The organism is Anaeromonas gelatinilytica (genome assembly GCF_016820635.1).
GTDB lineage: Bacteria > Bacillota > Clostridia > Tissierellales > SIT17 > Anaeromonas > Anaeromonas gelatinilytica.
Window position 1 is genome coordinate 1 of record NZ_WSFU01000021.1, and the last position, 25,618, is coordinate 25,618.

20 protein-coding genes are annotated in these 25,618 nt (G+C 30.1%); all 20 read left to right on the forward strand.

The features are described 5' to 3' along the window. Positions 1 to 181 precede the first annotated feature (181 nt). The 20 genes from GOQ29_RS01860 to GOQ29_RS01950 all read left to right on the forward strand — a co-directional run bounded on the left by GOQ29_RS01860 (position 182) and on the right by GOQ29_RS01950 (position 25,455). The gene (locus GOQ29_RS01860; protein ID WP_203370866.1) at positions 182 to 1,234 is read left to right on the forward strand and encodes a glycosyltransferase family 4 protein; all 1,053 of its coding nucleotides are present in this window, start codon (positions 182 to 184) and stop codon (positions 1,232 to 1,234) included. Positions 1,235 to 1,388: 154 nt separating this feature from the next. Further along, positions 1,389 to 1,523 carry a hypothetical protein gene (locus GOQ29_RS14795; RefSeq protein ID WP_286672852.1) on the forward strand — a complete coding sequence of 45 codons (135 nt, stop codon included), beginning with the start codon at positions 1,389 to 1,391 and terminating at the stop codon, positions 1,521 to 1,523. 25 nt (positions 1,524 to 1,548) lie between these two features. Next, positions 1,549 to 1,890, forward strand: a complete 342-nt coding sequence (locus GOQ29_RS01865) for a glycosyltransferase (protein ID WP_203370868.1) — start codon at positions 1,549 to 1,551, stop codon at positions 1,888 to 1,890. A gap of 96 nt (positions 1,891 to 1,986) precedes the next feature. Next, positions 1,987 to 2,856, forward strand: a complete 870-nt coding sequence (locus GOQ29_RS01870) for a glycosyltransferase (RefSeq protein ID WP_203370870.1) — start codon at positions 1,987 to 1,989, stop codon at positions 2,854 to 2,856. 231 nt (positions 2,857 to 3,087) lie between these two features. Continuing rightward, a complete protein-coding gene (locus tag GOQ29_RS01875) occupies positions 3,088 to 4,347 on the forward strand; it encodes an O-antigen ligase family protein (RefSeq protein WP_203370872.1) in 1,260 nt (419 codons plus the stop codon). A gap of 18 nt (positions 4,348 to 4,365) precedes the next feature. Then, a complete protein-coding gene (gene rfbA, locus GOQ29_RS01880) occupies positions 4,366 to 5,250 on the forward strand; it encodes a glucose-1-phosphate thymidylyltransferase RfbA (RefSeq protein ID WP_203370873.1) in 885 nt (294 codons plus the stop codon). 13 nt (positions 5,251 to 5,263) lie between these two features. Then, on the forward strand, positions 5,264 to 6,667 hold the full coding sequence (rfbD, locus tag GOQ29_RS15195; RefSeq protein ID WP_203370875.1) for a dTDP-4-dehydrorhamnose reductase: 1,404 nt from the start codon (positions 5,264 to 5,266) through the stop codon (positions 6,665 to 6,667). Positions 6,668 to 6,671: 4 nt separating this feature from the next. Continuing rightward, the gene (locus GOQ29_RS01890; protein WP_203370877.1) at positions 6,672 to 8,090 is read left to right on the forward strand and encodes an MATE family efflux transporter; all 1,419 of its coding nucleotides are present in this window, start codon (positions 6,672 to 6,674) and stop codon (positions 8,088 to 8,090) included. Positions 8,091 to 8,103: 13 nt separating this feature from the next. Then, entirely contained in the window at positions 8,104 to 9,165 is a 1,062-nt protein-coding gene (rfbB, locus tag GOQ29_RS01895; RefSeq protein WP_203370879.1) for a dTDP-glucose 4,6-dehydratase, read from the forward strand. A gap of 218 nt (positions 9,166 to 9,383) precedes the next feature. Further along, complete coding sequence (locus GOQ29_RS01900; protein WP_203370881.1) at positions 9,384 to 11,282, forward strand: polysaccharide biosynthesis protein; 1,899 nt, start codon at positions 9,384 to 9,386, stop codon at positions 11,280 to 11,282. Positions 11,283 to 11,651: 369 nt separating this feature from the next. Continuing rightward, the gene (locus GOQ29_RS01905) at positions 11,652 to 12,632 is read left to right on the forward strand and encodes an NAD-dependent 4,6-dehydratase LegB (protein WP_203370883.1); all 981 of its coding nucleotides are present in this window, start codon (positions 11,652 to 11,654) and stop codon (positions 12,630 to 12,632) included. Positions 12,633 to 12,647: 15 nt separating this feature from the next. After that, entirely contained in the window at positions 12,648 to 13,820 is a 1,173-nt protein-coding gene (locus GOQ29_RS01910) for a LegC family aminotransferase (protein WP_203370885.1), read from the forward strand. 25 nt (positions 13,821 to 13,845) lie between these two features. Next, on the forward strand, positions 13,846 to 14,886 hold the full coding sequence (locus GOQ29_RS01915) for a sugar phosphate nucleotidyltransferase (protein WP_203370887.1): 1,041 nt from the start codon (positions 13,846 to 13,848) through the stop codon (positions 14,884 to 14,886). Positions 14,887 to 14,912: 26 nt separating this feature from the next. Continuing rightward, positions 14,913 to 15,944 carry an N-acetylneuraminate synthase gene (gene neuB, locus GOQ29_RS01920; RefSeq protein WP_203370889.1) on the forward strand — a complete coding sequence of 344 codons (1,032 nt, stop codon included), beginning with the start codon at positions 14,913 to 14,915 and terminating at the stop codon, positions 15,942 to 15,944. Positions 15,945 to 15,974: 30 nt separating this feature from the next. Further along, positions 15,975 to 17,132 carry a UDP-N-acetylglucosamine 2-epimerase gene (gene neuC / locus GOQ29_RS01925; RefSeq protein WP_203370891.1) on the forward strand — a complete coding sequence of 386 codons (1,158 nt, stop codon included), beginning with the start codon at positions 15,975 to 15,977 and terminating at the stop codon, positions 17,130 to 17,132. Next, the gene (locus GOQ29_RS01930; RefSeq protein WP_203370893.1) at positions 17,132 to 17,866 is read left to right on the forward strand and encodes a formyl transferase; all 735 of its coding nucleotides are present in this window, start codon (positions 17,132 to 17,134) and stop codon (positions 17,864 to 17,866) included. Before neuC ends, GOQ29_RS01930 begins: the two co-directional genes overlap by 1 nt. Positions 17,867 to 17,915: 49 nt before the next feature. Continuing rightward, on the forward strand, positions 17,916 to 18,890 hold the full coding sequence (locus GOQ29_RS01935) for a 1-aminocyclopropane-1-carboxylate deaminase/D-cysteine desulfhydrase (RefSeq protein ID WP_203370895.1): 975 nt from the start codon (positions 17,916 to 17,918) through the stop codon (positions 18,888 to 18,890). Beyond that, the gene (locus GOQ29_RS01940) at positions 18,887 to 19,873 is read left to right on the forward strand and encodes an ATP-grasp domain-containing protein (RefSeq protein WP_203370897.1); all 987 of its coding nucleotides are present in this window, start codon (positions 18,887 to 18,889) and stop codon (positions 19,871 to 19,873) included. Before GOQ29_RS01935 ends, GOQ29_RS01940 begins: the two co-directional genes overlap by 4 nt. A 1-nt stretch (position 19,874) precedes the next feature. Then, positions 19,875 to 20,573: an acylneuraminate cytidylyltransferase family protein gene (locus GOQ29_RS01945; protein ID WP_203370899.1), complete on the forward strand. Its 699-nt coding sequence runs from the start codon at positions 19,875 to 19,877 to the stop codon at positions 20,571 to 20,573. Between the two features lie 277 nt (positions 20,574 to 20,850). Next, positions 20,851 to 25,455 carry a cell wall-binding repeat-containing protein gene (locus GOQ29_RS01950; protein WP_203370901.1) on the forward strand — a complete coding sequence of 1,535 codons (4,605 nt, stop codon included), beginning with the start codon at positions 20,851 to 20,853 and terminating at the stop codon, positions 25,453 to 25,455. The last annotated feature ends 163 nt before the right edge of the window (positions 25,456 to 25,618 follow it).

Sequence of the window (25,618 nt, forward strand, 5' to 3'; positions counted from 1 at the left end):
GTAAAAGGTATGATGGATAGAAAGAAAGCAGAAGAGATGAATTATTTATATTGGAGATTGTAGATGATAATGTAATTTTATTTTAAAGTTGATTAGAATAGATAATAATTTAAAATCAACATAATTGGGGTTGATATAAATTAAAGTTTTACAAATATGTTCATATTATATTGGTTCAAAATTGTATCAAAGATTATTTGATTCGTTAGAAGAAATTAATGTTAAAGAAGATGTTTATGTTTTTACAGATAGAAATTATAATATAGACAATGAATATAGTTCAAATATATATATATCTAAATCTTATGATAAGATTGATAGATTTTTATTTCATTTAAAGCATACAAAAGTTTTAAATGACATTCAAAGAAAATTAAAAATTAATAATTATACTATTATGCATGCTCATTCATTGTTTTCAAATGGTTATATAGCATATAAATTAAATCAAAAATACAAAATTCCATATATAGTGGCGGTAAGAAATACTGATATAAATATCTTTTTTAAGAAAATGATACATTTAAGAAGATTAGGAATTAAAATATTTAAAAATGCTGAGAAGATAGTATTTTTATCAGAATCTTATAAAGAATATACTTTAGATAAATTTATTCCTGCAAAACATAAAAAAGAAATTAAAAATAAAGCTATAGTTATACCTAATGGAATAGATAAATTTTGGCTAAACAATAAAGCTGAAGAAAGTTTCAAATCAAAATATAAGAAAACAAATCTTATATATGTAGGGAATATAGATAGTAATAAAAACATAGAAACTACTGTAAAAACTTGTAAATTGTTAATAGAACAAGGATATAAAGTAAATTACAAAGTTATTGGAAAAGTAAAAAACAAGAACTATATGAATATTATTGAGAAATATGAGTTTATAAAATATATACCTTATTGCCAAAAGGAAGAGCTTATAGAGTATTATAGAAATTCAGATATATTTATAATGCCTTCAAAACATGAAACCTTTGGACTTGTGTATGCAGAGGCTATGTCTCAAGGACTTCCTGTTATTTACACTAGAGGACAAGGTTTTGATGGACAATTTAATGAAGGGGAAGTAGGATATTCAGTTGATTGTATGGATGAATATGAAATTGCTGATAAAATTTTGAAAATTAAAGAAAACTATAGTGAAATATCTAATAGATGTATTAAATTAGTGGATAGGTTTGATTGGGATAATATATCTGAACTTTATTCTGAGGTATATGATTAATTTAGGGTGAAATATGAAAATCTTAATATTAAATGTCGAATATTATTGATCATAATGTAAGAATTATTATAAAAATATGAATATGAATAAATACATATTATCTGTTGACTTTAAAGTTATATTTTTATAGAATAAGGATGTAAATACTGAAAGAATGAATTTTACTTTTGATTCTTGGATTTTATTAGACGGAACTTTGATAGAAAATGATGAAGTTAAGATCATTTCAGGACTTTTAGTAGGACTTGAAGAACAAATAGTTAAAGTCAACAAGAGAAAAGGATATTGATGTTAGGTTTAGTGTAGTTGGAAAAGTGAAAGATAAAAAGGTATTTTGTAGAATTAAAGATTTGGATTATGTGAATTATTTAGGTTTTAAAACAAAAGATGAATTTATTCGAATATACAGAGAAAATGATATTTTTGTATTACCATCTATTAATGAGACTTTTGGTTTAGTATATGCAGGGGCAATGAGCCAAGGGCTACCAGTTGTATATACTAAAGATCAGGGTTTTGATGGTCAATTCAAAGATGGAATAGTTGCATTTTCTGCTAATCATAAATGCCCCACCGAAATAGCAAAAAAAATAAATGGCTTGGTTGCTAACTATAAAACACTATCCTTAAGTTGTGTTAATAACTCAAGTTTTTAAAAACGGAGAGATATCTGTAATAAATATATAAGAATATGGTATAACAATGAATAATTTATCTAATTTAAATTTTAAAGTTTAGGAATGGGGGTATTTATGAAAATTAGTTACGTAATTTTACATTATCAAAATATAGATATAACGATTGAGTGTATAAAATGCTTAGATAAAGGTAAAGGTGAGGACTCGAATATAATAATTGTTGATAATGGGTCACCAAATAATACAGGTTTAGAAATTAAAGAAGCCTATCAATCAAGAAAAGATATTTTTGTTATTCTTAATAATCAAAATTTAGGTTTTGCAAAAGGGAATAATATTGGATATCTTTTTGCTAAAGAACAAATTAAAGCTGATATTATCATTGTGATGAATAATGATATACTTATTAACGATAGGAAGTTTGAAAGTAAATTAATGGAATTAGTTTCATCTAAAAGTGCTGATATAATTGCGCCGGATATAGTTTCTAAAGATAATGTCCATCAAAATCCTCATAGGATAAAAAAGTTAGGTAATTTAAGGATTATAAAAAGACTTTTATTATACAATATCGTTTTAGTATTTATTAAGTTCGGATGGTTTAAAGAGCATTTAATTAAATTTGTTAATAATTATTCTTCCAAAAGAAAAGCAAGTAAAGATTTCATTGATTATGATATGGGAGATATAGTTCCCCATGGTTCATGTATAATTTATACCAAGAATTATATTGATAAAGAGACAATTGCTTTTGTTCCTAGAACATTTTTATTTTCTGAAGAAGATTTACTATATGATTATATTCAAAAAAAGAATTACAAAATCATGTATTTTCCTGAGATTAGTGTTTTACATTTAGAAGATGCATCTATTAATTACGGTCGTAATTCTAGCTTGGAAAGATTTTTATTTAATATGAGAAATAGAAGGAACTCACTGTTTATGATTTTGATAAACAGGTGTTTTTCTTATAAAAATCAATAAGAAAAAATTGTTATCGTAGGTTGTGGTGAATATTCTAGTTTGGGAGAATCGTTTAGTGGGTAATTATGTCAGTACTGATCTCAGCATTTCAGAAAAGTCATTGGCGCATTGGCTGTGAAAAGTAGCTTAAACAAAAAGATGTTATTTATAGAATTATATAAGCTCAAATAAGTAACTTACCAGACTATCGGCTCAAAGTGCTCCAGAATATTCATGTAAAGAGGTGAATTGATGTATAGCAGCTACTGTTTTAGTAAAAAAATGCTAATGAACATATCATTATATGTAATCTTAATATCAATTATTGGTTTTTCTAATAGTGGAAGTGGATTTTTATATCTACCTGAAGTCTTTGATAGTTTTTCCACCCTATTAATGATGTCATCTTTACTAATAGCATTTCTTATAGCTTTTAGCAGTCAGATCAAAGTAAATATGATATTATTAATGGGTTTCTTATTTCATATTATTATAGTTATACTTTCTTTATTATCAAATAAAGTCGATGTATTTGGGACTGTATATAGGTTAAATGTTAGTATTATTCCTTTTTTCATGATTGTAATTTCATCCTACATTTCAAAATATGAAGAAGCTGAAGAAATATTAAATCGCATCTTGTCCATGTTTACAATTTGGCTATCACTACAGACAATCGGAACAGTATTAACTACATATTATCAAAATGGTATATTATTAAAAAAGGAAATGGCCGTATCCATTGGAGGTTCAAATTTCATTGCTGCATTGCTACTTGTGTGTGTAACCTATTTTCTTTTATTACCTAAGAAAGAAAACTCAAAAAAGCACAAAGTAGTATTTTTATTTGGATTTATAGGCCTTGTATTTACATTTTCTTTTGGTAGTATTGTTACATTTATTCTTATTGTTTATTTATACTATTTAACTCAAAAAAAAGCTACTCTAACAATGGTTTTAATATCAGTTTTTGTGTTTGGAATTGTTATCATGCTATATAATGGTTTGTTAGTCGAGATGTTTTCAAATACAGTTTTTAATGATTTTATATACAAAGCTACTTTTAAAATACAACAAATATCTCTTGGTAATTATGATGCAGCTTTTGCTGGAAGAGGTGCTGTTTATAAAAGTAAACTGGAATTAATTACTGAGAAAGTAATTTTGGGATATGGTACAAATGTTGAATCAGCTGGTCAAATTAGAAGTCATAACTGGATATTAGATAGTTTAATTTATACAGGTGTGATAGGTACTTTTTTATACTTGTTTTTGATTGGATATTTGTTAATAAAAATTAGAAAAGGGAGACATTTAATCAATAATGGAAACTCTGCATATTTTGCGTTAATAGCTGGTATTATTCACGGATTTATTGAGCCTAATTTTTTTAGTAAGCCTTTTGACTTTATTTGGTGGTTATTAGCTTTGGTTACATTCTATTCAATAGAATCAAATGATCAAAATAATAGAAATCAAAAATTTGTTACTATACAAGAGATTGTGAAGTGATTTGCAAGGAGGATTTAGATGAAAGGAATAGTTTTGGCAGGAGGATCAGGAACTAGATTATACCCGCTTACAATGGTTACTTCGAAACAATTATTACCAGTTTATGACAAACCTATGATCTATTACCCGCTTTCTGTCCTTATGTTAGCAGGTATCAAAGATATATTAATTATCTCAACTCCACATGATTTACCTAATTTTAAAAGACTGTTGGGTGATGGAAGTCAATTTGGTATTAATCTTGAGTATGCAGAACAACCTTCGCCAGATGGGTTAGCACAAGCTTTTATTATTGGAGAAGAGTTCATCGGTGACGATAATGTGGCCATGATTCTGGGAGATAATATCTATTATGGCAATGGATTTACTCCTATCCTAAAAGAGGCGGCAGAAAATGCTCAAAACGGTAAGGGAACAATTTTTGGATATTATGTTCATGATCCTGGACGATTTGGAATAGTTGAATTCGATGAAGAAGGGAAGGTAATATCGGTAGAAGAAAAGCCACAGAATCCAAAGTCTAATTATTGTATTACTGGACTTTATTTTTATGACAATAGAGTAATTGATTTTGCTAAAAAGGTTAAGCCTTCAGCGAGAGGTGAGCTTGAAATAACTGATTTGAACAGAATGTATCTTGAGGATGATACTCTTAATGTAAAATTGCTTGGAAGAGGGTATGCGTGGCTTGATACCGGTACTATGGATAGCTTAATTGAAGCAGCCGAGTTTGTGCAAATGATTGAAAAGAGACAGAGTATAAAAATTTCTGCCTTAGAAGAAATTGCTTATCATAACGGTTGGATTGATAAAAAAACCCTTTTAGCATCAGCTGAAAAGTATGGGAAATCTCCTTATGGAGAACATTTAAAGAAGGTTGCTGAAGGTAAAATAAGATATTAAGTGAGGTTACTCAATGAATATTATAAAAACGGAAATTGAAGATGTTTTGATAATTGAACCAAGAGTTTTTGGGGATCATCGTGGATGGTTTACTGAAACATATTCAAAAATGAAATTTTTAGAATTAGGTATTGATTTAGATTTTGTTCAAGATAATCAATCTATGTCAGCGCAGAAGGGAACATTGAGAGGCTTACATTTTCAAACAAATCCTAAAGCGCAAACAAAATTGGTAAGGTGTACAAAGGGGGAGATTTTAGATGTAGCTGTCGATTTAAGAAAGGGATCATCCACATATAAAAAATGGGTAGGTGTTGAATTATCAGAACATAACAAGAGACAGCTATTAATCCCTAAAGGTTTTGCTCATGGATTCTTAACATTAACAGATGATGTAGAAGTTCAATATAAAGTTGATGAATATTATGCACCAGAGTGCGATAGAAGCATTAGATTCGATGATCCTGAAATCGGAGTAGAATGGGGGATTAAGGAACCAATACTTTCAGAGAAAGATTTAAATGCTCCCGTATACAGAGAAAGTGATGTGGATTTCAGTTTAAAATTTTTTGTTACTGGAGCAAATGGTCAACTTGGTCATGATGTAGTTATGAAACTGAAAGAAATGAATCTTGATGTTATTGCTCCTGGAAGAGAAGAGTTTGATCTTACAAATGAACAGGAAGTCAAGACCTACATCTTAAAGGAAAGACCAGATATAATTATTCACTGTGCTGCTTACACTGCAGTTGATAAAGCTGAAGAAGAGAAAGATTTGTGCTATACAATTAATGTAGAAGGAACTAAGACCATTGCTGAATCAGCTAAAGAGATTAATGCGAAGTTAGTTTATATAAGTACAGATTATGTGTTTGATGGATTGGGGCAGGATCCACATATTGAAGATAAAGAAACGAATCCAGTGAATTATTATGGATATACAAAAGAACAAGGCGAAAAGAATGTAAGAGAATTAACAGAAAAATATTTTATTGTAAGAACATCATGGGTGTACGGATCAAACGGAAATAATTTTGTTAAGACAATGCTTAAATTAGCAGAAACAAAAAATGAAATCAATGTAGTTAGTGATCAAATTGGTGCACCTACATACACAAAAGACTTGGCTGAATATATTTTGAACTTAGTTCAAACTAATCAATATGGGACATATCACGGAGTCAACGAGGGATATTGTAGCTGGTGTGAATTTGCAAAATCAATATTTGAGAAATCTGGAATTGAAGTCAAAGTAAATCCTATCTCTACTGAAGAATATCCAACTAAAGCTAAGAGACCCTTGAATTCAAGATTATCTAAAGAGAATACAGATAAGGCTGGAGTTATTAGATTGCATCGATGGCAGGATGCGTTGGATCGTTTTATAGATAATCTCAATTATTGTAAAAGGGGTTAATACATTGAATGGTAAAGTAATAAATTTCATAAAAAACTTTTCTTATACATTATCATCAAATTTAATCTCTTTAATTATTTCAACTTTAGTTGTATTGATAGTACCTAAATTAGTTGGTGTTGAAGAATATGGCTATTGGCAGCTTTATCTGTTTTATGCATCATATGTTGGATTCTCACATTTTGGATGGAATGATGGTATATATTTAAGATATGGTGGAGAAGAATATGTAAAGCTAGATAAGAAGCTGTTTTTTTCACAATTTTATATGTTGATGGGAACACAAATAATTATCGCGGGAGTAATTTTTATTGCGACTCAGATTTTCATAGCGGATGTCAATCGAATTTTTATACTTCAAACGACTGGGATTTGTTTGCTGTTTACAAATGTACGTAATATGTTGATTTTCGTGTTGCAAGCAACAAATCGTATAAAGGAATATGCACAGGTAACGATGATTGGTCGGATATTATATTTTTCAATTATTATTTTATTTCTTTTGATAGGAATTAGGGAATATAAATTAATGATTATCGCAGACCTTATTGGGAGATTTATTTCTTTATTGCTAGCTATGTATTTTTGTAAAGATATCGTATTTAAAAAAATGTCATCATTTTATTTTAGTTTCCAAGAAACGTTTGAAAACATTAGTGTAGGAATGAAATTGATGTTTGCTAATATTGCAAGCATGTTAATTATAGGAGTAGTAAGATTTGGAATTGAGCGAAGCTGGGATGTTGAAACATTTGGGAAAGTATCTTTAACATTAAATGTATCAAATTTGATGATGCTTTTTATAAATGCTGTTGGCATCATCATGTTTCCAATTTTAAGAAGAACAGATGAGAAAAAGCTTCCTGGAATTTATTCTGTGATGAGAGACTTTTTAATGGTAGTGCTATTAGGACTATTAGCAGGATATTATCCTTTAAAAACTCTATTATCTACTTGGCTTCCTAAATATTCAGAGAGCTTAATGTATATGGCACTTGTTTTTCCAATGTTTATATATGAAGGTAAGATGGCTTTATTGATTAATACCTATTTGAAAACATTGAGAAAAGAAAAGTTAATGCTTAAGATTAATTTAGTTTCTGTTTCCCTAAGTTTATTCTTCACATTATTAACTACGATTATTTTTCAAAATCTAGATCTGGCAATTCTATCAATAGTAGTTTTGTTAGCAATTAGATCTATACTAGCAGAGCTTATTTTATCCAATATTCTTAAAATTAATATGGTAAGAGATATTTTATTAGAACTATCATTGACGGTAGTATTCATATTGTCTGGATGGTATATAAATTCTTGGGTTACAGTATTATTTTATGGTACTGCATACATTACTTATCTGAGTATAAAAAGAAAAGATATTAGTGAGACTATCGTTTCAATTAAAATGTTAATGAAAGCTTAGGAGGATTAACGAAATGAAAAATATTTTAGTAACAGGTGGTGCAGGTTTTATTGGAAGCAACTTTGTAAAGTTAATGCTTGAAAAGTATCCAGATTATAAGATTATTAACATTGATGCCCTTACATACGCAGGGAATCTAGAGAATCTTAAAGATATCGATGGAAATCCAAATTATGAGTTTATAAAAGTCGATATTAGAGATAGAGAAAAAATTGAAGAAATTTTTAGGAATAATGATATCACATCAGTTGTAAACTTCGCTGCAGAATCTCATGTAGATAGAAGTATTGAGGAACCAGAAGTGTTCTTAACAACAAATATCATTGGTACTCAAGTGCTCTTAGATTCAGCTAAGAAATATTGGAAAGTGAATCCAAATGATAAGTATTGCAAAGAATATAAACCAGGAGTTAAATTTCTGCAAGTTTCTACTGATGAAGTATATGGTGCTCTTGGAGAAATAGGTATGTTTGTTGAAACCATGCCACTCATGCCCAATAGTCCATATTCAGCTTCTAAAGCAAGTGCAGATATGATTGTAAGAGCTTATTATGAGACTTTTGGTATGCCAATTAATGTTACTCGTTGTAGTAATAACTATGGTCCCTATCAATTTCCAGAAAAATTAATACCCCTTATGATAAATAATTGTTTAAAGGAAAAAGAGTTACCTGTTTATGGAGATGGTATGCAAGTAAGAGATTGGTTACATGTATCAGATCATTGTTCCGCAATAGATATAGTACTTCATGAAGGGCAAGATGGAGAAGTTTATAATGTTGGGGGGAATAATGAGAAGGCGAATATTGAAATTGTAAAGTTAATTATTAAGACTCTTGGTAAATCAAAAGATTTAATTGAATATGTTAAAGACAGACCAGGTCATGATAGAAGATACGCTATTGATAATACTAAAATAACAACTCAATTAGGATGGAAACCTGTATATACTTTTGAACAAGGAATTAAAGAGACTATCGAATGGTATTTAAATAATACAGAATGGATTGAAAATATAATATCTGGTGATTATACAAATTATTATGAAAGTATGTATTCTAAAATAAATAATTAAAATTAATAAATAAAGAAAGATATATTATATTAAAACGATAAAGTATTTAAATATGTATTATATATATGATTATTGAAAGGTAGGTATGAAAAAATACCTACTTTTTTAATTGTAAAATAAAAATTTAATAGTTCGATACCTTGCCTATATAAATATATTAATATAAAATATACTTAGCAATAATAATTTTATAATCATAATTAGGAAGAAGTGAGGATATGCAAAAGCAAAAGAGAATAGCCATATTATTATTTACTGATATTATACTTATAAGTGCTACGTATTTATTATCATTTTATTTAAGATTCGATTTGAGTGTACCAAAAGGAATGATGACATTATATATTGATAATATAATTATTATAACATTAATAAAGATAATAATTTTTAGTTTATCTGGTATATATAATAGTCTTTGGAGATATGCAAGTATAGATGAATTAGTTCAAATAATAAAAACTACAATAATAGCAAACGCAGCAGTTATTAGTTATATGTATATAAGGAGTATTCATTTTCCTAGAAGTATATATTTAATGACTACTATACTAGATATTATGCTTATTGGTGGAGTCAGATTCAGTTATAGAGTATTGAGAAGAATGAAGAATGATGGATTAAATATAACTATAGATACTGAAAGAAAAAGAGTCATGATAGTAGGAGCTGGGGATGCTGGAGCCATGGTTATAAAAGAATTTAAAAATCATAAGAATTTAAATAGTGATCCAGTAGTATTAATAGATGATGATAAATCTAAAGAAGGTAGAAAAATTCATGGGGTACAAGTTAGAGGTCAGAGATATGATATTAGAAGTCAAGCTATAAAAAATGATATAGATGAGATAGTTATTGCAATGCCTTCAGCTAGCAAGTCAGAAATAAAAGAAATATTAGAAGAGTGTAAAGAGACTAAATGTAAGGTAAAAACTTTACCAGGAATATATGAACTTATAGATGGTAAGATAAGTATAAAACAACTTAGAAATGTAAAAATAGAAGATTTGTTAGGCAGAGATGAGATTATTTTAGATACAGAACAAATAAATGAATATATAAGAGGAAAAAGAGTATTGATAACTGGTGGAGGAGGGTCTATAGGATCGGAGCTATGTAGACAGATAGCAAGATTTTTACCAAAAGAACTTGTAATATTAGATATATATGAAAATAATGCATATGATTTACAGAATGAATTAAAGAGAAAATATGAAGACTTGAATCTTAAAGTAATAATAGCTTCTATTAGAGATAATCGTAGAATTAATAGTATAGTAGAAAGATTAAGACCTAATGTAATATTTCATGCAGCAGCTCATAAGCATGTACCCTTAATGGAATCAAATCCTCATGAAGCAGTTAAGAATAATATATTTGGAACTTTTAATGTAGTTAGAGCTGCAGATAAATATGGAGTAGATAAATTTGTAATGATATCTACAGATAAGGCAGTAAATCCTACTAATATAATGGGAGCTACTAAAAGACTTTGTGAAATGATAATACAATCTATTGATAAAGTAAGTAATACTGAATTTGTTGCGGTTAGGTTTGGAAACGTTTTAGGAAGTAATGGCAGTGTAATTCCTCTATTCAAAAAACAGATTGCTGAAGGAGGACCTGTTACTGTAACTCATGAGGATATTATAAGATATTTTATGACTATACCAGAAGCAAGTCAATTAGTATTGCAAGCTGGAGCAATGGCTAATGGAGGAGAAATATTTGTTCTTGATATGGGAGATCCAGTGAAAATTATAGATTTAGCTAGAGATTTGATAAGGTTATCCGGATTTGAACCTGATAAAGAAATTCCTATAAAGATAGTGGGACTTCGTCCAGGAGAAAAATTATACGAAGAATTACTTATGGATGAAGAAGGATTAGAATCTACTACTCATGAGAAAATTTTTATAGGACAGCCTATATTTAGTGATTATAAAGTATTGATCAAAAAGTTAAGGAATTTAGAAGAAGCGATGTGTTTTAAATCTAATAATGAACTTAAAAAAGAAATTGGTAAATTGGTTCCCACATATAAGAGACCAGAGGATATAAATAATGTTAGGAAATTAGATATAGATAAAGAAATTGTTGCAAGTAAAAATAGTAAATAATTTTCCTTAATATAAAATATAACCTTAAAACAGCTTAGAAGATGAAATGACATTTTCTAAGTTTTTTGGCTCTTTGTCAATAGTTGGGGTGGGTATTCCTTTGAATACTTGCCCTTATCTAGTTTGTAGAGATTTTATAGCCATGTTTTATTTATATTTTAAAATTAAGAAAAATGATTATAACAAATAAACTTAACTGCCATTTAGGCTTTGAAAATGATAATACATTAAATATATTAAAGTTTAATGTAGATGTAAAATATTTAGCAAAGTATACTCAACTTTTTTATATGAATAATAAATTAAAAGAAAAAGAATTTAATTGTAAAAAATAGATAGTTAGTTTTAAAATATATAGGAGGCAATAATATGAAAAAAGTATTAGTTACTGGAGCAGACGGCTTCATTGGAAGTCACTTAACAGAAGAATTAGTAAAACAAGGCTATAAATTAAAAGCCTTTGCATATTATAATTCTTTCAACTCGTGGGGATGGTTAGATACATTACCTAAAGACATTATGAATGAAATAGAAGTATTTACTGGAGATATCCGAGATCCCAATGGTGTAAGAGAAGCCATGAAGGGAATAGATGAAGTGTTTCATCTTGCGGCGTTAATTGCTATTCCTTTTAGTTATCACTCGCCAGATACCTATGTAGATACAAATATTAAAGGAACCTTAAACGTATTACAAGCGGCAAGAGATTTAGAAATATCAAGGTTACTCATTACATCAACATCGGAAGTATATGGAACAGCTCAATATGTTCCGATAGACGAAAAACATCCTTACCAAGGACAATCTCCATATTCAGCAACTAAGATAGGTGCTGATAGATTGGCTGAATCTTTTTATAGAAGCTTTAATATGCCTATTACGATTGTTCGTCCATTTAATACTTATGGTCCAAGACAATCAGCAAGAGCTGTTATACCTACAATTATTACCCAACTTCTAGCAGGAAAAGAAGAAATTAAATTGGGTTCATTAACACCAACACGAGATTTCAACTTTGTAAAAGATACAGCAAATGGATTTATGGAGATTGCTAAATCTGATAAGACAATAGGTGAAGAAATCAATATTGCAACTCAACAGGAGATTTCAATCGGTCAATTAGCAGAAGAATTGATTCGCCAAATCAATCCGAAAGCAAAGATTGTTTGTGATGAACAAAGATTAAGACCAGAAAAGAGTGAAGTGAATAGACTTTTGGGATCTAATAAAAAAATTATGGGACTAACAAAATGGAAACCTCATTACACTTTTGAGCAAGGCTTAGCAGAGACAATAGAATTCTTCAAGAACAATTTAGATCAATATAAGATAGACATTTACAACATTTAAATGGGAGGTGTTCAGATGAGCCAAAAATTCATTCCTTTATCAGTTCCAAATTTGAAAGGGAAAGAACTTGAGTATGTTGCACATGCGGTGGAAACAGAATGGGTGTCGACAGGCGGTCCTTATGTAAATGATTTTGAAATGAAAGTAGCAGAATATGCACATTGCAAGGGAGCTGTTTCCTGTCAGAATGGAACATCAGGACTTCACATAGGACTTGAAGTTTGTGGAGTCACAAAAGATGATGAAGTCATTGTTCCAATACTTACTTTTATTGCAGCTGTTAACCCGGTGAAGTATATTGGTGCTGAACCGGTATTTATGGATTGTGATGATTCACTTACCATGGATGTAGCTAAATTAAGAGCATTTTGTGAAAATGAGTGTAGTTTTGATGATGGTAAACTAACTAATAATGCTACTAAAAAGCATGTTAAGGCATTATTAGTGGTTCATATATTTGGTAATATGGCTGATATGGAAGGTATCATTGATATTGCAGAAAAGTACAACCTTAGAGTAATAGAGGATGCTACAGAAGCTATCGGAACCTATTATCTTAATGGGAAATATAAAGACAAGCATGCTGGGACAATCGGTGATGTAGGTATATATTCTTTTAACGGAAATAAAATTATAACTACTGGTGGCGGTGGAATGATTGTTTCCAATAATGAAGAACTACTAAAGCGAGCCAAGTATCTTACAACCCAGGCAAAGAGCGATGAGCTTTATTATACCCACGATGAGATTGGATATAATTACCGAATGACTAATCTCCAAGCAGCATTGGGTCTTGCGCAGCTTGAGCAGTTAGAAGGTTTTATTCAAACCAAAAAAGAAAATTATGAATTTTATAAAAGTGAAATCGATAAGATTCCAGGATTAAGAATTTTAGAATTTAAAGATAATATTAGGTCTAATTATTGGTTTTATGCTTTATATATTGACGAGTCCTATTCAATAAACCGGGATCAAGTCATCCAATATTTAGCTTCAAAGAAAGTTCAGTCAAGGCCGATTTGGGGTCTTATAAGTGATCAAAAACCTTATGAAGGAAGTCAGATATTTAAAATTGAGAAAGCAAAAGAATATTTAGAACATGTAGTGAACATTCCATGCAGTTCTAATCTTATTAGAGAAGATGCTGAATATGTAGTTGAATGCTTAAAACAACCACAGGTGGTGTGAGTAATTTCTGAAAAGAGGTGTAGGAATGGATATTATAGATTTTTTAATTGATGAAGAAGTCACAATATTAGAAGCCATGGAGCGGCTGGATAAAGTTGCAAAGAAAGTCCTTTTTGTTGTCAGAGAAGGTCATTTTGTTGCGACAATTACCGACGGTGATATCAGACGATGGATTCTTAAGAAAGGGAATCTAGATGCAAAAGTTAAAGATATAGCTAACTATAGTCCTAAATCACTATTTGAGGAAGATAAAAATAAGGCTAAGAAATACATGAGAAAGCACTCTATTGAGGCTTTACCTATAGTGGATAAAGAAAAAAATATTCTATCGGTTGTACTTTGGAATGATGAAGAAATTGAACTAAAACGGAACCTGGATGTTCCAGTTGTAATTATGGCTGGAGGTCTTGGAACTAGGTTATATCCTTATACTAAAATTCTTCCTAAGCCTTTGATTCCGATTGGTGAAATCCCGATTGTCGAGCATATTATGAATCGGTTTAATCAATCTGGAAGTGAGCAGTTTTATCTTGTTGTAAACCACAAGAAGAATATGATCAAAGCGTACTTTAACGAAATAGAAAAGAACTATATTGTTGATTATGTAGATGAAGATAAACCTTTAGGAACTGGTGGGGGACTCAGCCTTCTTAAAGGGAAGATACATTCTACGTTCATCTTATCAAATTGTGACATTCTAATAGAAGAAGATTATGAAAAGATATATAATTATCATAAGAAGGAAAATAATTTAATTACAATGGTATGTTCTTTAAAAAATATCAAAATACCTTATGGTGTTATTGAAATTAGTGAGACAGGCGAAATTAAAGAAATGAAGGAAAAACCCGAACTTTCATTTTTCACGAATACTGGTATGTATGTAGTAGAGCCTAAAGTAATTGAAGAACTTGAAGAAAATCAGTCTGTTGGATTTCCAGATATCGTTGAAAAATACAAGTCTAGTCGAGAAAAAATTGGTGTGTATCCAATAAGTGAGAATAGTTGGTTGGATATGGGACAATTAGATGAAATGGAAGAAATGAGAAGAAGATTGGAAAAGTAGTAATTTTGATGAATTGAGGTGTTAGAATGGTGACGAAATCAGAGAAAAAGGTTTATATCATTGGTGAAATTGGCGTAAATCATAATGGTGATATTGATATTGCTAGAAAACTTATTAAAGAAGCAAAAGAAGCAGGGGTGGATGCGGTCAAATTTCAAAGTTTCAATCCAGAAAAAACGAAAATAAAAACAACTCCTTATGCAAATTACCAAGAACAAAATTCAAAATTCAAGAGCTCATTTGAAATGAGTATGAAATTAAAGTTGTCGTATGAAGATCATGTTGAGTTAAAAAGATATTGTGATGAAGTAGGATTAGATTTTCTTTCTACTGGATTTGACAACGATAGCGTTGATACATTAGAAAGTCTGAATGTAAAATATCAAAAAATACCTTCTGGAGAAATTAATAATTTCCCGCTTATAAAGTATATTGCTATGAAACAAAAACCAATTATATTATCAACGGGAATGGCCGACCTATCTGAAATTGATGAATGTGTAAGATACATAAAAAAATTCAATAATCAAGAGCTAGTAATTCTTCATTGTGTGTCGTTGTACCCAACCAGCTTTGATAAAGTCAATTTGAATTTTATAAAGACTTTACAAAATACTTTTGATGCAACGATTGGTTTTTCTGATCACACGTTAGGAATAGAAGCTGATATTGCGGCTGTTGCATTAGGTGCAAAAATGATTGAAAAGCATATAACTTTGGATAAATCTATGGAAGGCCCAGATCATAAAGTTTCTTTAAATCCTGAAGAGTTAAGACATATGGTTTCGGCAATTAGAAATATCGAAAAAGCTTTAGGAACAAAATATAAAATTGTTTGTGATGAAGAAATTGAAATGCGAAAAATTTCTCGTAGAAGCATTGTAATAAGTGAAGATATTGAAAAAGGGAATAAATTTACTGAAGAAAATTTAGCAATTAAAAAACCTGGTACAGGATTATCTTCAAAATACTTAGAAGTTATTCTTGGAAGAACAGTTACGAGAAACTTATTAAAAGACGAAATATTAACGTGGGATATGGTAGGTGAATTGGAGTAATTATCAATATAGAAAGTATTGGGTGATAAAATGAAAAAAAGAGTAAAAGTCTTATTTTTTACTGGTAATAGATCAGAATACGGATTACTTGCTCCTATTATTAAAAGAGTAAGTAATGACTCTGAGATGGAGTATAGACTTATAGTATCTGGAGCCCATTTATCTAAAAAATATGGAAACACAGTCGAAGAAATTGAAAACGATGGAATTAATATTGACTATAAAATAGATATTGAGTCTTCGGGTAGTTCTGATGTAGATATAGTTTTTGAAGCGAGTGATTTAATAAGAAAAATTGGTCCGATTTTAACAAGAGAAATGCCTGATTATTTTTTTGTGTTGGGGGACAGGTATGAGACATTTGCAGCTGCTCAAGCAGCCTTTTTTTGCAAGATTCCAATTGTTCATAGTGGTGGAGGAAATGTAACACAGGGTGGATGCCTAGATGATACTATTAGACATCTCATTACAAAAATGTCTGCATTGCATTTTGTCACATGTGAAGTAAATGGAGAAAATATCAAAAAATTAGGTGAAGAGTCGTGGCGAATCTTAATTTCTGGTTCTCCAGCAGTAGAAACTGTATTGAGTGAAAATTTGCTTAGTATGAAGAGTTTAGAAGAAGAGTTCGGTGTATCATTTAATAAACCAGTCATACTATTTACTCAGCATCCGGTAGCTTCTAGTTGGGAAGCATCACGGATTCAGGTAAGGGAGTCTTTAAAAGCTTTACAAGAAACAGGTTATCAAGTGATTATTACTTACCCTAATACAGATGCGGGTGGTGCGGAAATAATTGAAGAATATAAAGAATGGTTCGAGTATGACAAATTTATTTTTGTTGAGAATTTAGGGAGAATTAAATATTTAAGTTTTATGAAGTATGTTAATGCTGTTGTTGGGAATTCTAGTAGCGGCTTATTAGAGACACCAATATTTAAAACGCCGACTGTAAATATTGGAAATAGACAAAAAGGTAGAATAAGATCAACAAACGTAATCGATGTTGATTACTCAGCAACTGAGATAAGGAATGCGGTTGATAGATGTATAAATGACAGTGAGTTTTTGAAATTAGTTAAAGAATCTGTTAATCCATTTGGAGATGGACAAACGAGTAGAATTATTGTAGATACTTTAAAAGAGTATTACCAGAAAGAAAGTTTGCTTGAAAAGGAGTTGAAATGATGACTAAAAGAATTGTTTTATTCGGAACAATTCCTACAGCTAGAAGATGCTTAGAAATATTACATACTAGTAAGGAGGTTGAACTAGTAGGAGTTGTAACAGATTTAGGCTATGTATCTGACGAAGAAACAGTTTCCGAATATGCTATTAAAAATAACATCCCTGTTATTAGTATGGACGAATGTATGGAGTTAGAAGTCGATTTAGGCTTTACGATTAGGTTTCACAAAATTATAAAACAACCGTTAATTGATCATTTCAAGGAAGGAATTATCAATATGCATGGTGGTCCATTGCCTAGTTATCGTGGCTCATTTTGTAATGTTATGGCTATGTTAAATAGAGAAGAAAAGTTTGGAGTTACCTTGCATTATATAGACGCCGATGTAGACACTGGTGATGTTATTGATATTTCATATTTTGATGTGACTGAAGATGATACCGGATATTCAATTTTTCTAAATACCCTAGAGTATGGAGTAGAATTGTTTAGGAAGACATTACCCAGTATTATTGAAGGAATAAACAACCGTATTAAGCAAAATTCAATTACTAACCAGATGTTTAAAGGGATGTTCTATACAAGAAGATCAGATTTGGAAAAATTTAAGCAGGTTGATATTAAAGAAATGTCTAATGATGAAATTATTACAAGAGTTAAAGCTTTTTATTTTCCCGGAAAAGAGTCTATATATACAGTAATTAATGGGAAGAAAATATATTTAACGTTGTAGTTCAATAAATAAGTGCATGAAATCATAGATCTGAATACAGCCCAAGGAGGTGAGATGTATCAATAAAATTAATTTAATTAACAATTTAACCCCTATTGTTAAGCTTAAAAAAGAGATTGGTAACACTTCAATATATATGAAACGAGATGATTTGATTGATTTCTATTTTGGTGGAAACAAAGTAAGATTGTATGAGTACATAATTTCAGATGTTATTAAACAAAAAGCGGAGAAATTAATCACCTTTGGAAGCATTCATTCAAATCATGTAAGAGTGACTGCTGCTGTTGCAGCTTATTTTAGTTTGGATTGTGATATAATCATCATACAGGATCATAACAATGCATCACATTTAGTTGAGGGAAATAGCTTGCTGATAGATTTTATTGGAGTAAACAAGTACGTATGTAGTTCAGAAAATGCTAGAGAGTATATTGATAATCACTTGAATACTCAGGATACAAAAGGAGTCAATTATTATTTTGTACCTGGGGGAGGACATACTCCTATAGCAACAATGGCATATTCTGATATTATGAATGAGATCCTTAGTCAAAGTGAAGCTTTAAATGTTAACTTCGATGCAATTTTTCTTCCAACTGGCACTGGAACTACTCAAGCTGGTTTACTACATGGAAAAGATAAATTTAAATTTGATGGCGAAATTTTCGGAGTAACTGTGGCAAGAGAATCTAAAAGATGCAAAAAAGAGATTATTGATATGATAAATGGGTTGAGAAAAATTGATTCTCAAAATGTACTTGTTGAAGAATCAAGTATTAATATTCTTGAAAATAGTGGTATTGGATATGGTGAAATAGATGAAAGAATTATCAAGATTATGAAGGATATTGCTAAGTCCGACGGCATACTCCTTGATCCCATTTATAACGCAAAGAGTTTTTATGCAATGACAAAGTATTTAACTGAAAACAAGACTTACACGAATGTTTTATATTTAAATACGGGTGGAGTTCCAAACATATTTATAGAAGAAATTAGTAGAAAGGCGGGATCAAGATGAACATATTAATTACAAATATCGGAAGAAGAGGATATCTTGTTGAATTTATAAAGAATACAATAAATTTCAACGGTAAAGTATATGCCTCTGACTGTGATAAAACTGCTAGTGGCTTATATGGCAACGTAGATAAATCTTTTATTCTACCTAAACCTGTAGATGATGAACAATCTTATGTAGAAAATCTGTTAAAATTGTGTTTGGAATATGATATAAATTTAATTATTCCTGTTATCGATCCTGAAATATATATATTGTCTAAATATAAAAATGTGTTTTCTGAAAAAGGAATAATAGTACTAGTCTCAGATAAAAGAGTCCTAGAAATATGCTACGACAAAACTAAGATGAATACTTTTTTAACTGAAAATGGATTTAATATTATTAAGACATATGATAATCTTCAAGATTTTAAGAACGATTTATTTGATAATAAAATTGAATTTCCTGTATTTATAAAACCTATATACGGAAGTGGGAGTGTAGATTCTAGGATTATTGACAATGATGAAGAGTTGGTCACGTTTTATAAACCGGGGATGATAATTCAAGAATATCTTAATGGAGAAGAATATGGAATAGATACTTTTGTTGATAACGATGGTATACCAGTAAGGGTGGTTGTTAAAAAGAAGTTATCAATGAGAAGTGGAGAGACCGATAAAGCAATTACTGTAAAACATGAGGATATCAAAAATGTAATAAAAAAACTAGCAGAGAAGTTGAAGCCTTTTGGGCCGTTTGATACTGATGTCATAGAAACTAATAATGGAATCTATGTAATTGATATTAATCCTCGGTTTGGAGGAGGATATCCAGCGACTCATATGGCGGAAGTGAGTTTTATTGAGTTGTTGCTTAAAAGTGCAAGAAATGAAAGTATTGAACCGGCATTTGATAATTATGTGATAGGTCAACTTACGATGAAAGATGTTGGCATAAAGACTGTTAATATTGAAGATAAAAGATATAAGGAGCTATAATATGGATAACATTTTGTGCATCATACCAGCAAGAGGGGGTTCGAAAGGATTACCTGGAAAAAATATTAAGACTTTGATTGACAAACCACTTATTGCCTGGACTATAGATGCTTCCTTAAAATCTAAATATATTAACAAGGTTATTGTATCAACCGATGATCGAGAAATTGCAGATATATCAATGAAATATGGGGCTACAATAATTCAAAGGCCGGCACAATTTGCTACTGATACATCATCAACAATGGATGTAATTATTCATACGCTTACGTATTTGGAAAATAAAGAAAACTATAAACCAGACTATGTTGCATTACTTCAGTGCACTTCACCACTCAGAAATGAAAATCATATAGATGAAGCTATAGAAAAGATTTTAAATAATAAGATAGAAGTTGAATCTTTGATTTCTGTAACCAAAGAAGAACATCCACCATGGTGGCTTAGAACAATTAATACTGATGGATATATTGAAAGATATTTTGAATATGATGTGATGAAAAGTACACGTAGACAAGATTTCACAGATTTATATAGGCCAAATGGTGCAATATATATAGCAAAGACAGAAGTCCTTCTTGATACAAAATCATTTCAAACATCTAAAACTGTTCCATATATAATGGATTATAGAAGTTCTATAGATATTGATACGGAAATTGATTTTATTTTAGCTGAAACAATAATTAAATCTATATGATATAGAGGAGATCATGGAAAAGTCATAAAAGTGGTGAAGTGATTTTCCACCCCAACATTTATTATAGAACCGTTACTCTAATTATAATTTTTACCATAATTGCGTTTTATGCAATGCATATATTCAAATAATTCTAAATTTTATTTGTAATTGAAATATTACAAATATTAGTATATACTTATGTTGTGATTAGTTAATAATTTTATTACAAAAAAGAAAGAAAGGGGGACAGAATTTTAATAGGGATTTAATTAAAAAACCTGGGGAGGTAATAGTAGTGGTAAATTGTAAAAAGTTTATTGCATTTGTATTAGCTTTCACACTTGTTTTTTCAGGGGCGATTCTTCCAAATAATAAAGTATCAGCAGAAACAGATCCATATATGGATGCAGTCAAGGAAGATTTTAATGAGAAGACTAAAGATACAAAAGTTGTAGACAAGCCTGAAGACTTTTTTGATGATGATGATGAAGTAAGGATAGTTGTAGAACTTGAAAGTAGGCCTGCAATATCTATTGCAAATGAAAAAGCAGTTCCTTATAATAAGATGTCAGAATCAGAAAAGAAAAAGATAAAAACAAACATCATATCTGAACATAAGACTGTTAAAAGCAATATAAGCTCAAGAAATATAAAAATGGATTATAAAGATGATTTTGTTGTATCATTTAATGGCTTTAGTGGTAAGGTTAAATTTAAAGATTTAGATTTTATTGAGAGGCTTGACTCGGTTAAAAAGGTTTATATTTCAAATGAATATGAAAGACCAAAACCAGATATGATTAATACTGGTGAAATGATTGGAACAGAAGAAACTTGGGATTTGGGATTTAAAGGTGAAGAACAAGTAGTAGCAATACTTGATACAGGAATTGATTATACACATAGAGATATGATATTGGATGATGGTGTAGAAAAAGCATTAGATAAAAATGATATAGAGAATGCAGATGTATTAGGTAAATACTTTACTGAAAAAGTTCCTTATGGGTATAATTATTATGATTTAAATAATGAAGTAATAGATAAAGGACCTAGTGCTTCTATGCATGGTATGCATGTTGCTGGTACTGCAGGAGCAAATGGAGATACTGATAATGGTGGAATAAAAGGTGTAGCTCCTGATGCACAATTATTAGCTATGAAAGTATTTTCAAATGATCCAATGTATTCTACTACTTTTTCTGATATATATTTAGTAGCCATAGAAGAAGCTATAACTTTAGGTGCAGATGTTATAAATATGAGTCTTGGATCACCATCTGGTTTTTATAATCCAGATTCTCCTGAAAATAAGGCACTTAAAAATGCTGAAGAAAATGGTATAGTATCATCTATATCAGCTGGAAATTCTGGAACTATAGTAGATGGATGGACTGGTACAAACTATGGATTTCCTCTTAGAGAGAACCCAGATATTGGAGTAGTAGGATCTCCTGGGCTTAATGAACCAACTATTTCTGTAGCTTCTATAGAAAATATAAAATCTACTGTGCCTTATCTTAGATATACAAAGGATGATGAAAAAGTAGAGGCAGCTATGGCAATTGCAAGTTCTAAAGAATTATATAAGGCTCTTCCAGACACATATGAATATGTTTATGGTGGGTTAGGAGGAACAGTTGAAGAAGTTGGAGATGTAGAAGGTAAAATTGCACTCATACAAAGAGGAGAACATGCATTTACAGATAAAATAACGAATGCAGATGAAGCTGGTGCAATGGGAGTTATAATATTTAATAGCGAATCAGGTGGGGACGAGCTTATGAATATGCAATACCCATCTGGTACAGATATACCTGCGGCTTTCATAGGAAATACTGCTGGAAAGGCTATGATGGATGCAGAGGTTAAGGAAGTAGAATTCCCAGAAGGTGTAATAGAGGCAATTAATCCAAATGGTGGAAAGATGTCAGACTTCAGTTCATGGGGAACTACTCCATCTTTAGAACTTAAACCTGAACTCACTGCACCAGGAGGACAAATATATTCAACTCTTAACAATGATAAATATGGAGTAATGAGTGGTACTTCAATGGCTGCTCCTCATGTGGCTGGTGGTTCTGCACTTGCTCTTGAGTATATTAAAGAGAAGCCTGTATTTAATGGAATTAGTTCTTTAGAAAGAGTTAAATATTCAAAGGCATTACTTATGAATACTTCGAAAACTGTAACAGATGATTATGGTGTTGAAATATCTCCTAGAAGACAGGGTGCAGGGTTAATGGATTTACATTCAGCCGTTTCTACACCTGTTATAGTAGTTGATAGTGTAACAAAAGAAGCTAAGGTAGAGTTAAAAGATTTTGATTCTACAACTATTAAAATGAGATTAACAGCAAAAAATTTAAGTAATGATGAAGTAACTTATAAAGTAGATGCTATCACTTTAAAAGATGCTATAGATGTAAGTACTGGTGAAAAATTAAATATGTTAACATCTGATTATGTAGATGCTAAAGTGTCTGGAACGGATACTGTAGTAGTGCCAGCAAATGGTTCTAAAAATTTTCAAGTTACAATAGATATATCTAATGATGTGGATGTAAGAGAATTAGGAGATATGTTTATAGAAGGGTTTATTAAATTAAATGAAGTTACTGATACCCATAATGATTTAACAGTACCCTTTGGTGGATATTATGGTGAGTGGGATAAGCCTAATATAATAGATGGTTTAATGACTAGTGATCATTTTGGTAAGAGTTATTTTGATTATTCTGGATTTGGTCATATAAGTAATGATGGAATATATTTTTACGATGAAGATATTTATATGAATCCAGGAACAGTAGCAGGAGAAGTTTTTGGATATGGTAATGTGTTACCTATATTATCATTCTTAAGAAATGCTGAAACTGTAAATTATAAAATTGCAGATAGTCAAGGTAATGAATTGAGGAATATATCTACAAGTAAATATGTACGTAAAAATTATATTGATGGAGGCAGAAATAATCCATTTACAATAGTAGAAGATGCTTTATGGGATGGTAAAGTTGATGGTGAATATGTTGAAGATGGAGAATATATCTATAAGATAGAAGCTAAAATAGATTATAAAGATGCTAAATATCAAACATATGAGATGCCTATTGTTATTGATACTTTAGGTCCTGAGGTTACAGATATAAAATATGATAATAAAACTAAAGAATTATCATTTAAAGCTAAAGATGAAAATGCAGGACTTAATTTGTTTGAATTTATGATTGATGGAGAATTTGTTGGTGAACTAACTCTAAACGCAAAAGAAGGACAAGAAGAATATAGTCTAACTCTTCCAGATTCAACAACTGATAAGTCAAAAGTAGCTATAGTAGCATATGACAATATATATAATTATAGTGAGTCAGAAGTATCAGGTTTTGCAGAAGAAGAACCATATATATATATATTACAGCCAGATTTATTAGATGTATATAATCAAAGTGAGATAAAAGTAGAAGGTTATGTTACAAATGTAAATTATCTAGATAAAGTATTGATAAATGAAGATATTGAAGCGAATATTAAATTCTTAGAATCTGTTAAAGTTGAAGATGGTTCAGGAGGAGTATTAATAAATGGACCAGCTTATAAATTTACTAAAAATGTTGAATTAGAAGACGGATATAAGGAAATGAGAGTTAAAGCAATAACAGAAAATGGTAAAGAATCAAGTTTGATAAGGAGATTCTATGTTGATACAACTGCTCCTACTCTTGAAGCAGAAGTACTTGAGAGAGAGATAGATTCTAGCAAAGCTACGATAAGACTTCACATGTCTGATAATTTGGATTATTTAAAATTAAAACAAAGTGATAGTGAAATATATAAGAAAGATGGATTCAATGACGCGGTTAAAGTAGGACCCGTTGAGGAAACTTATGATTATGAAGTAGATTTAGAGGTTGGTGAAAACAAATTTAATTTTACTTTATTTGATATAGTAGATCAAACAGCAGAAACAGAAGTAAATATAAGTAGAGAAGAAGTTTCTAATTCTGTTTCCAGAGTATCAGGTTCTGATAGATATAAAACAGCAGTAGAAGTAAGTAAGGAACAATATGATAGTGCTGAAAATGTAATACTTGCTAGTGGAGGAAGTTATTCAGATTCATTAGCTTCATCACCTCTTGCAGTTAATTTAGATGCTCCAATACTTCTTAATCCAAAGTATAAACTTAATGAAGATACTTTAACTGAAATTGAAAGATTACAAGTCAAAAATATCTATATTATTGGTGATAATAGTTCAATAAGTAGAAAAGTTGAGAGAGAGTTAAAGTCTAAAGGTTTAAATATTTATAGAATAGCTGGAAAGAATAGAGAACAAACTGCTATTAAAATAGGTGAACATGTGGTAGATGGCAATAATGTGGATACAGCAATAATTGTGAATGGATATAAATTTCCAGATATATTAAGTGCCAGTGCAGTAGCTGCTGATAATGGATATCCTATATTATTTGTAAATAGCAATAAAATAAAAAAAGAAACTATGAATGCGTTAGCTGATTGGAATATTGAAGATGTTAAAATAATAGGTGGAGAATCAGTAGTAAATAAAAATATTGAAAATAAACTTTCTTCTCTATATTCAGTGGAAAGAATAGCTGAAACTGATAGAGAAGGTACTTCAATAGAAGTTGCTAAAAAGTTCTTCCCTGATTCTGATAGTGCATTAATGGTAAATGGTTATGATTTTCCCGATGGCTTAGTTAGTGGAGCGTTGGCTGGAAAATTAAATACTCCTATATTATTAGTTAGTAGAGATAATCTAACCAATGATATGAAAACATATATAAGGGAAAGTAAAAGGCATATAACTATATTAGGAGGACCAACAGCGGTAAATGAAAATGTAGAACAAACTATTTTAGAAATTATTTCTAGATAGATAAATTAAAAGGTTATTTGGATTAATTAATCCAAATAACCTTTTTAGTGTGCCCAGTATTGCACAGTTTATAGGTTAAGTTTCGAGCGTTGAAGATGGGGGAAACATTCCTAGCAGTAGAAACAAAATAACTTCTAGTCCATAAGCTATCTAAATGGCTTAA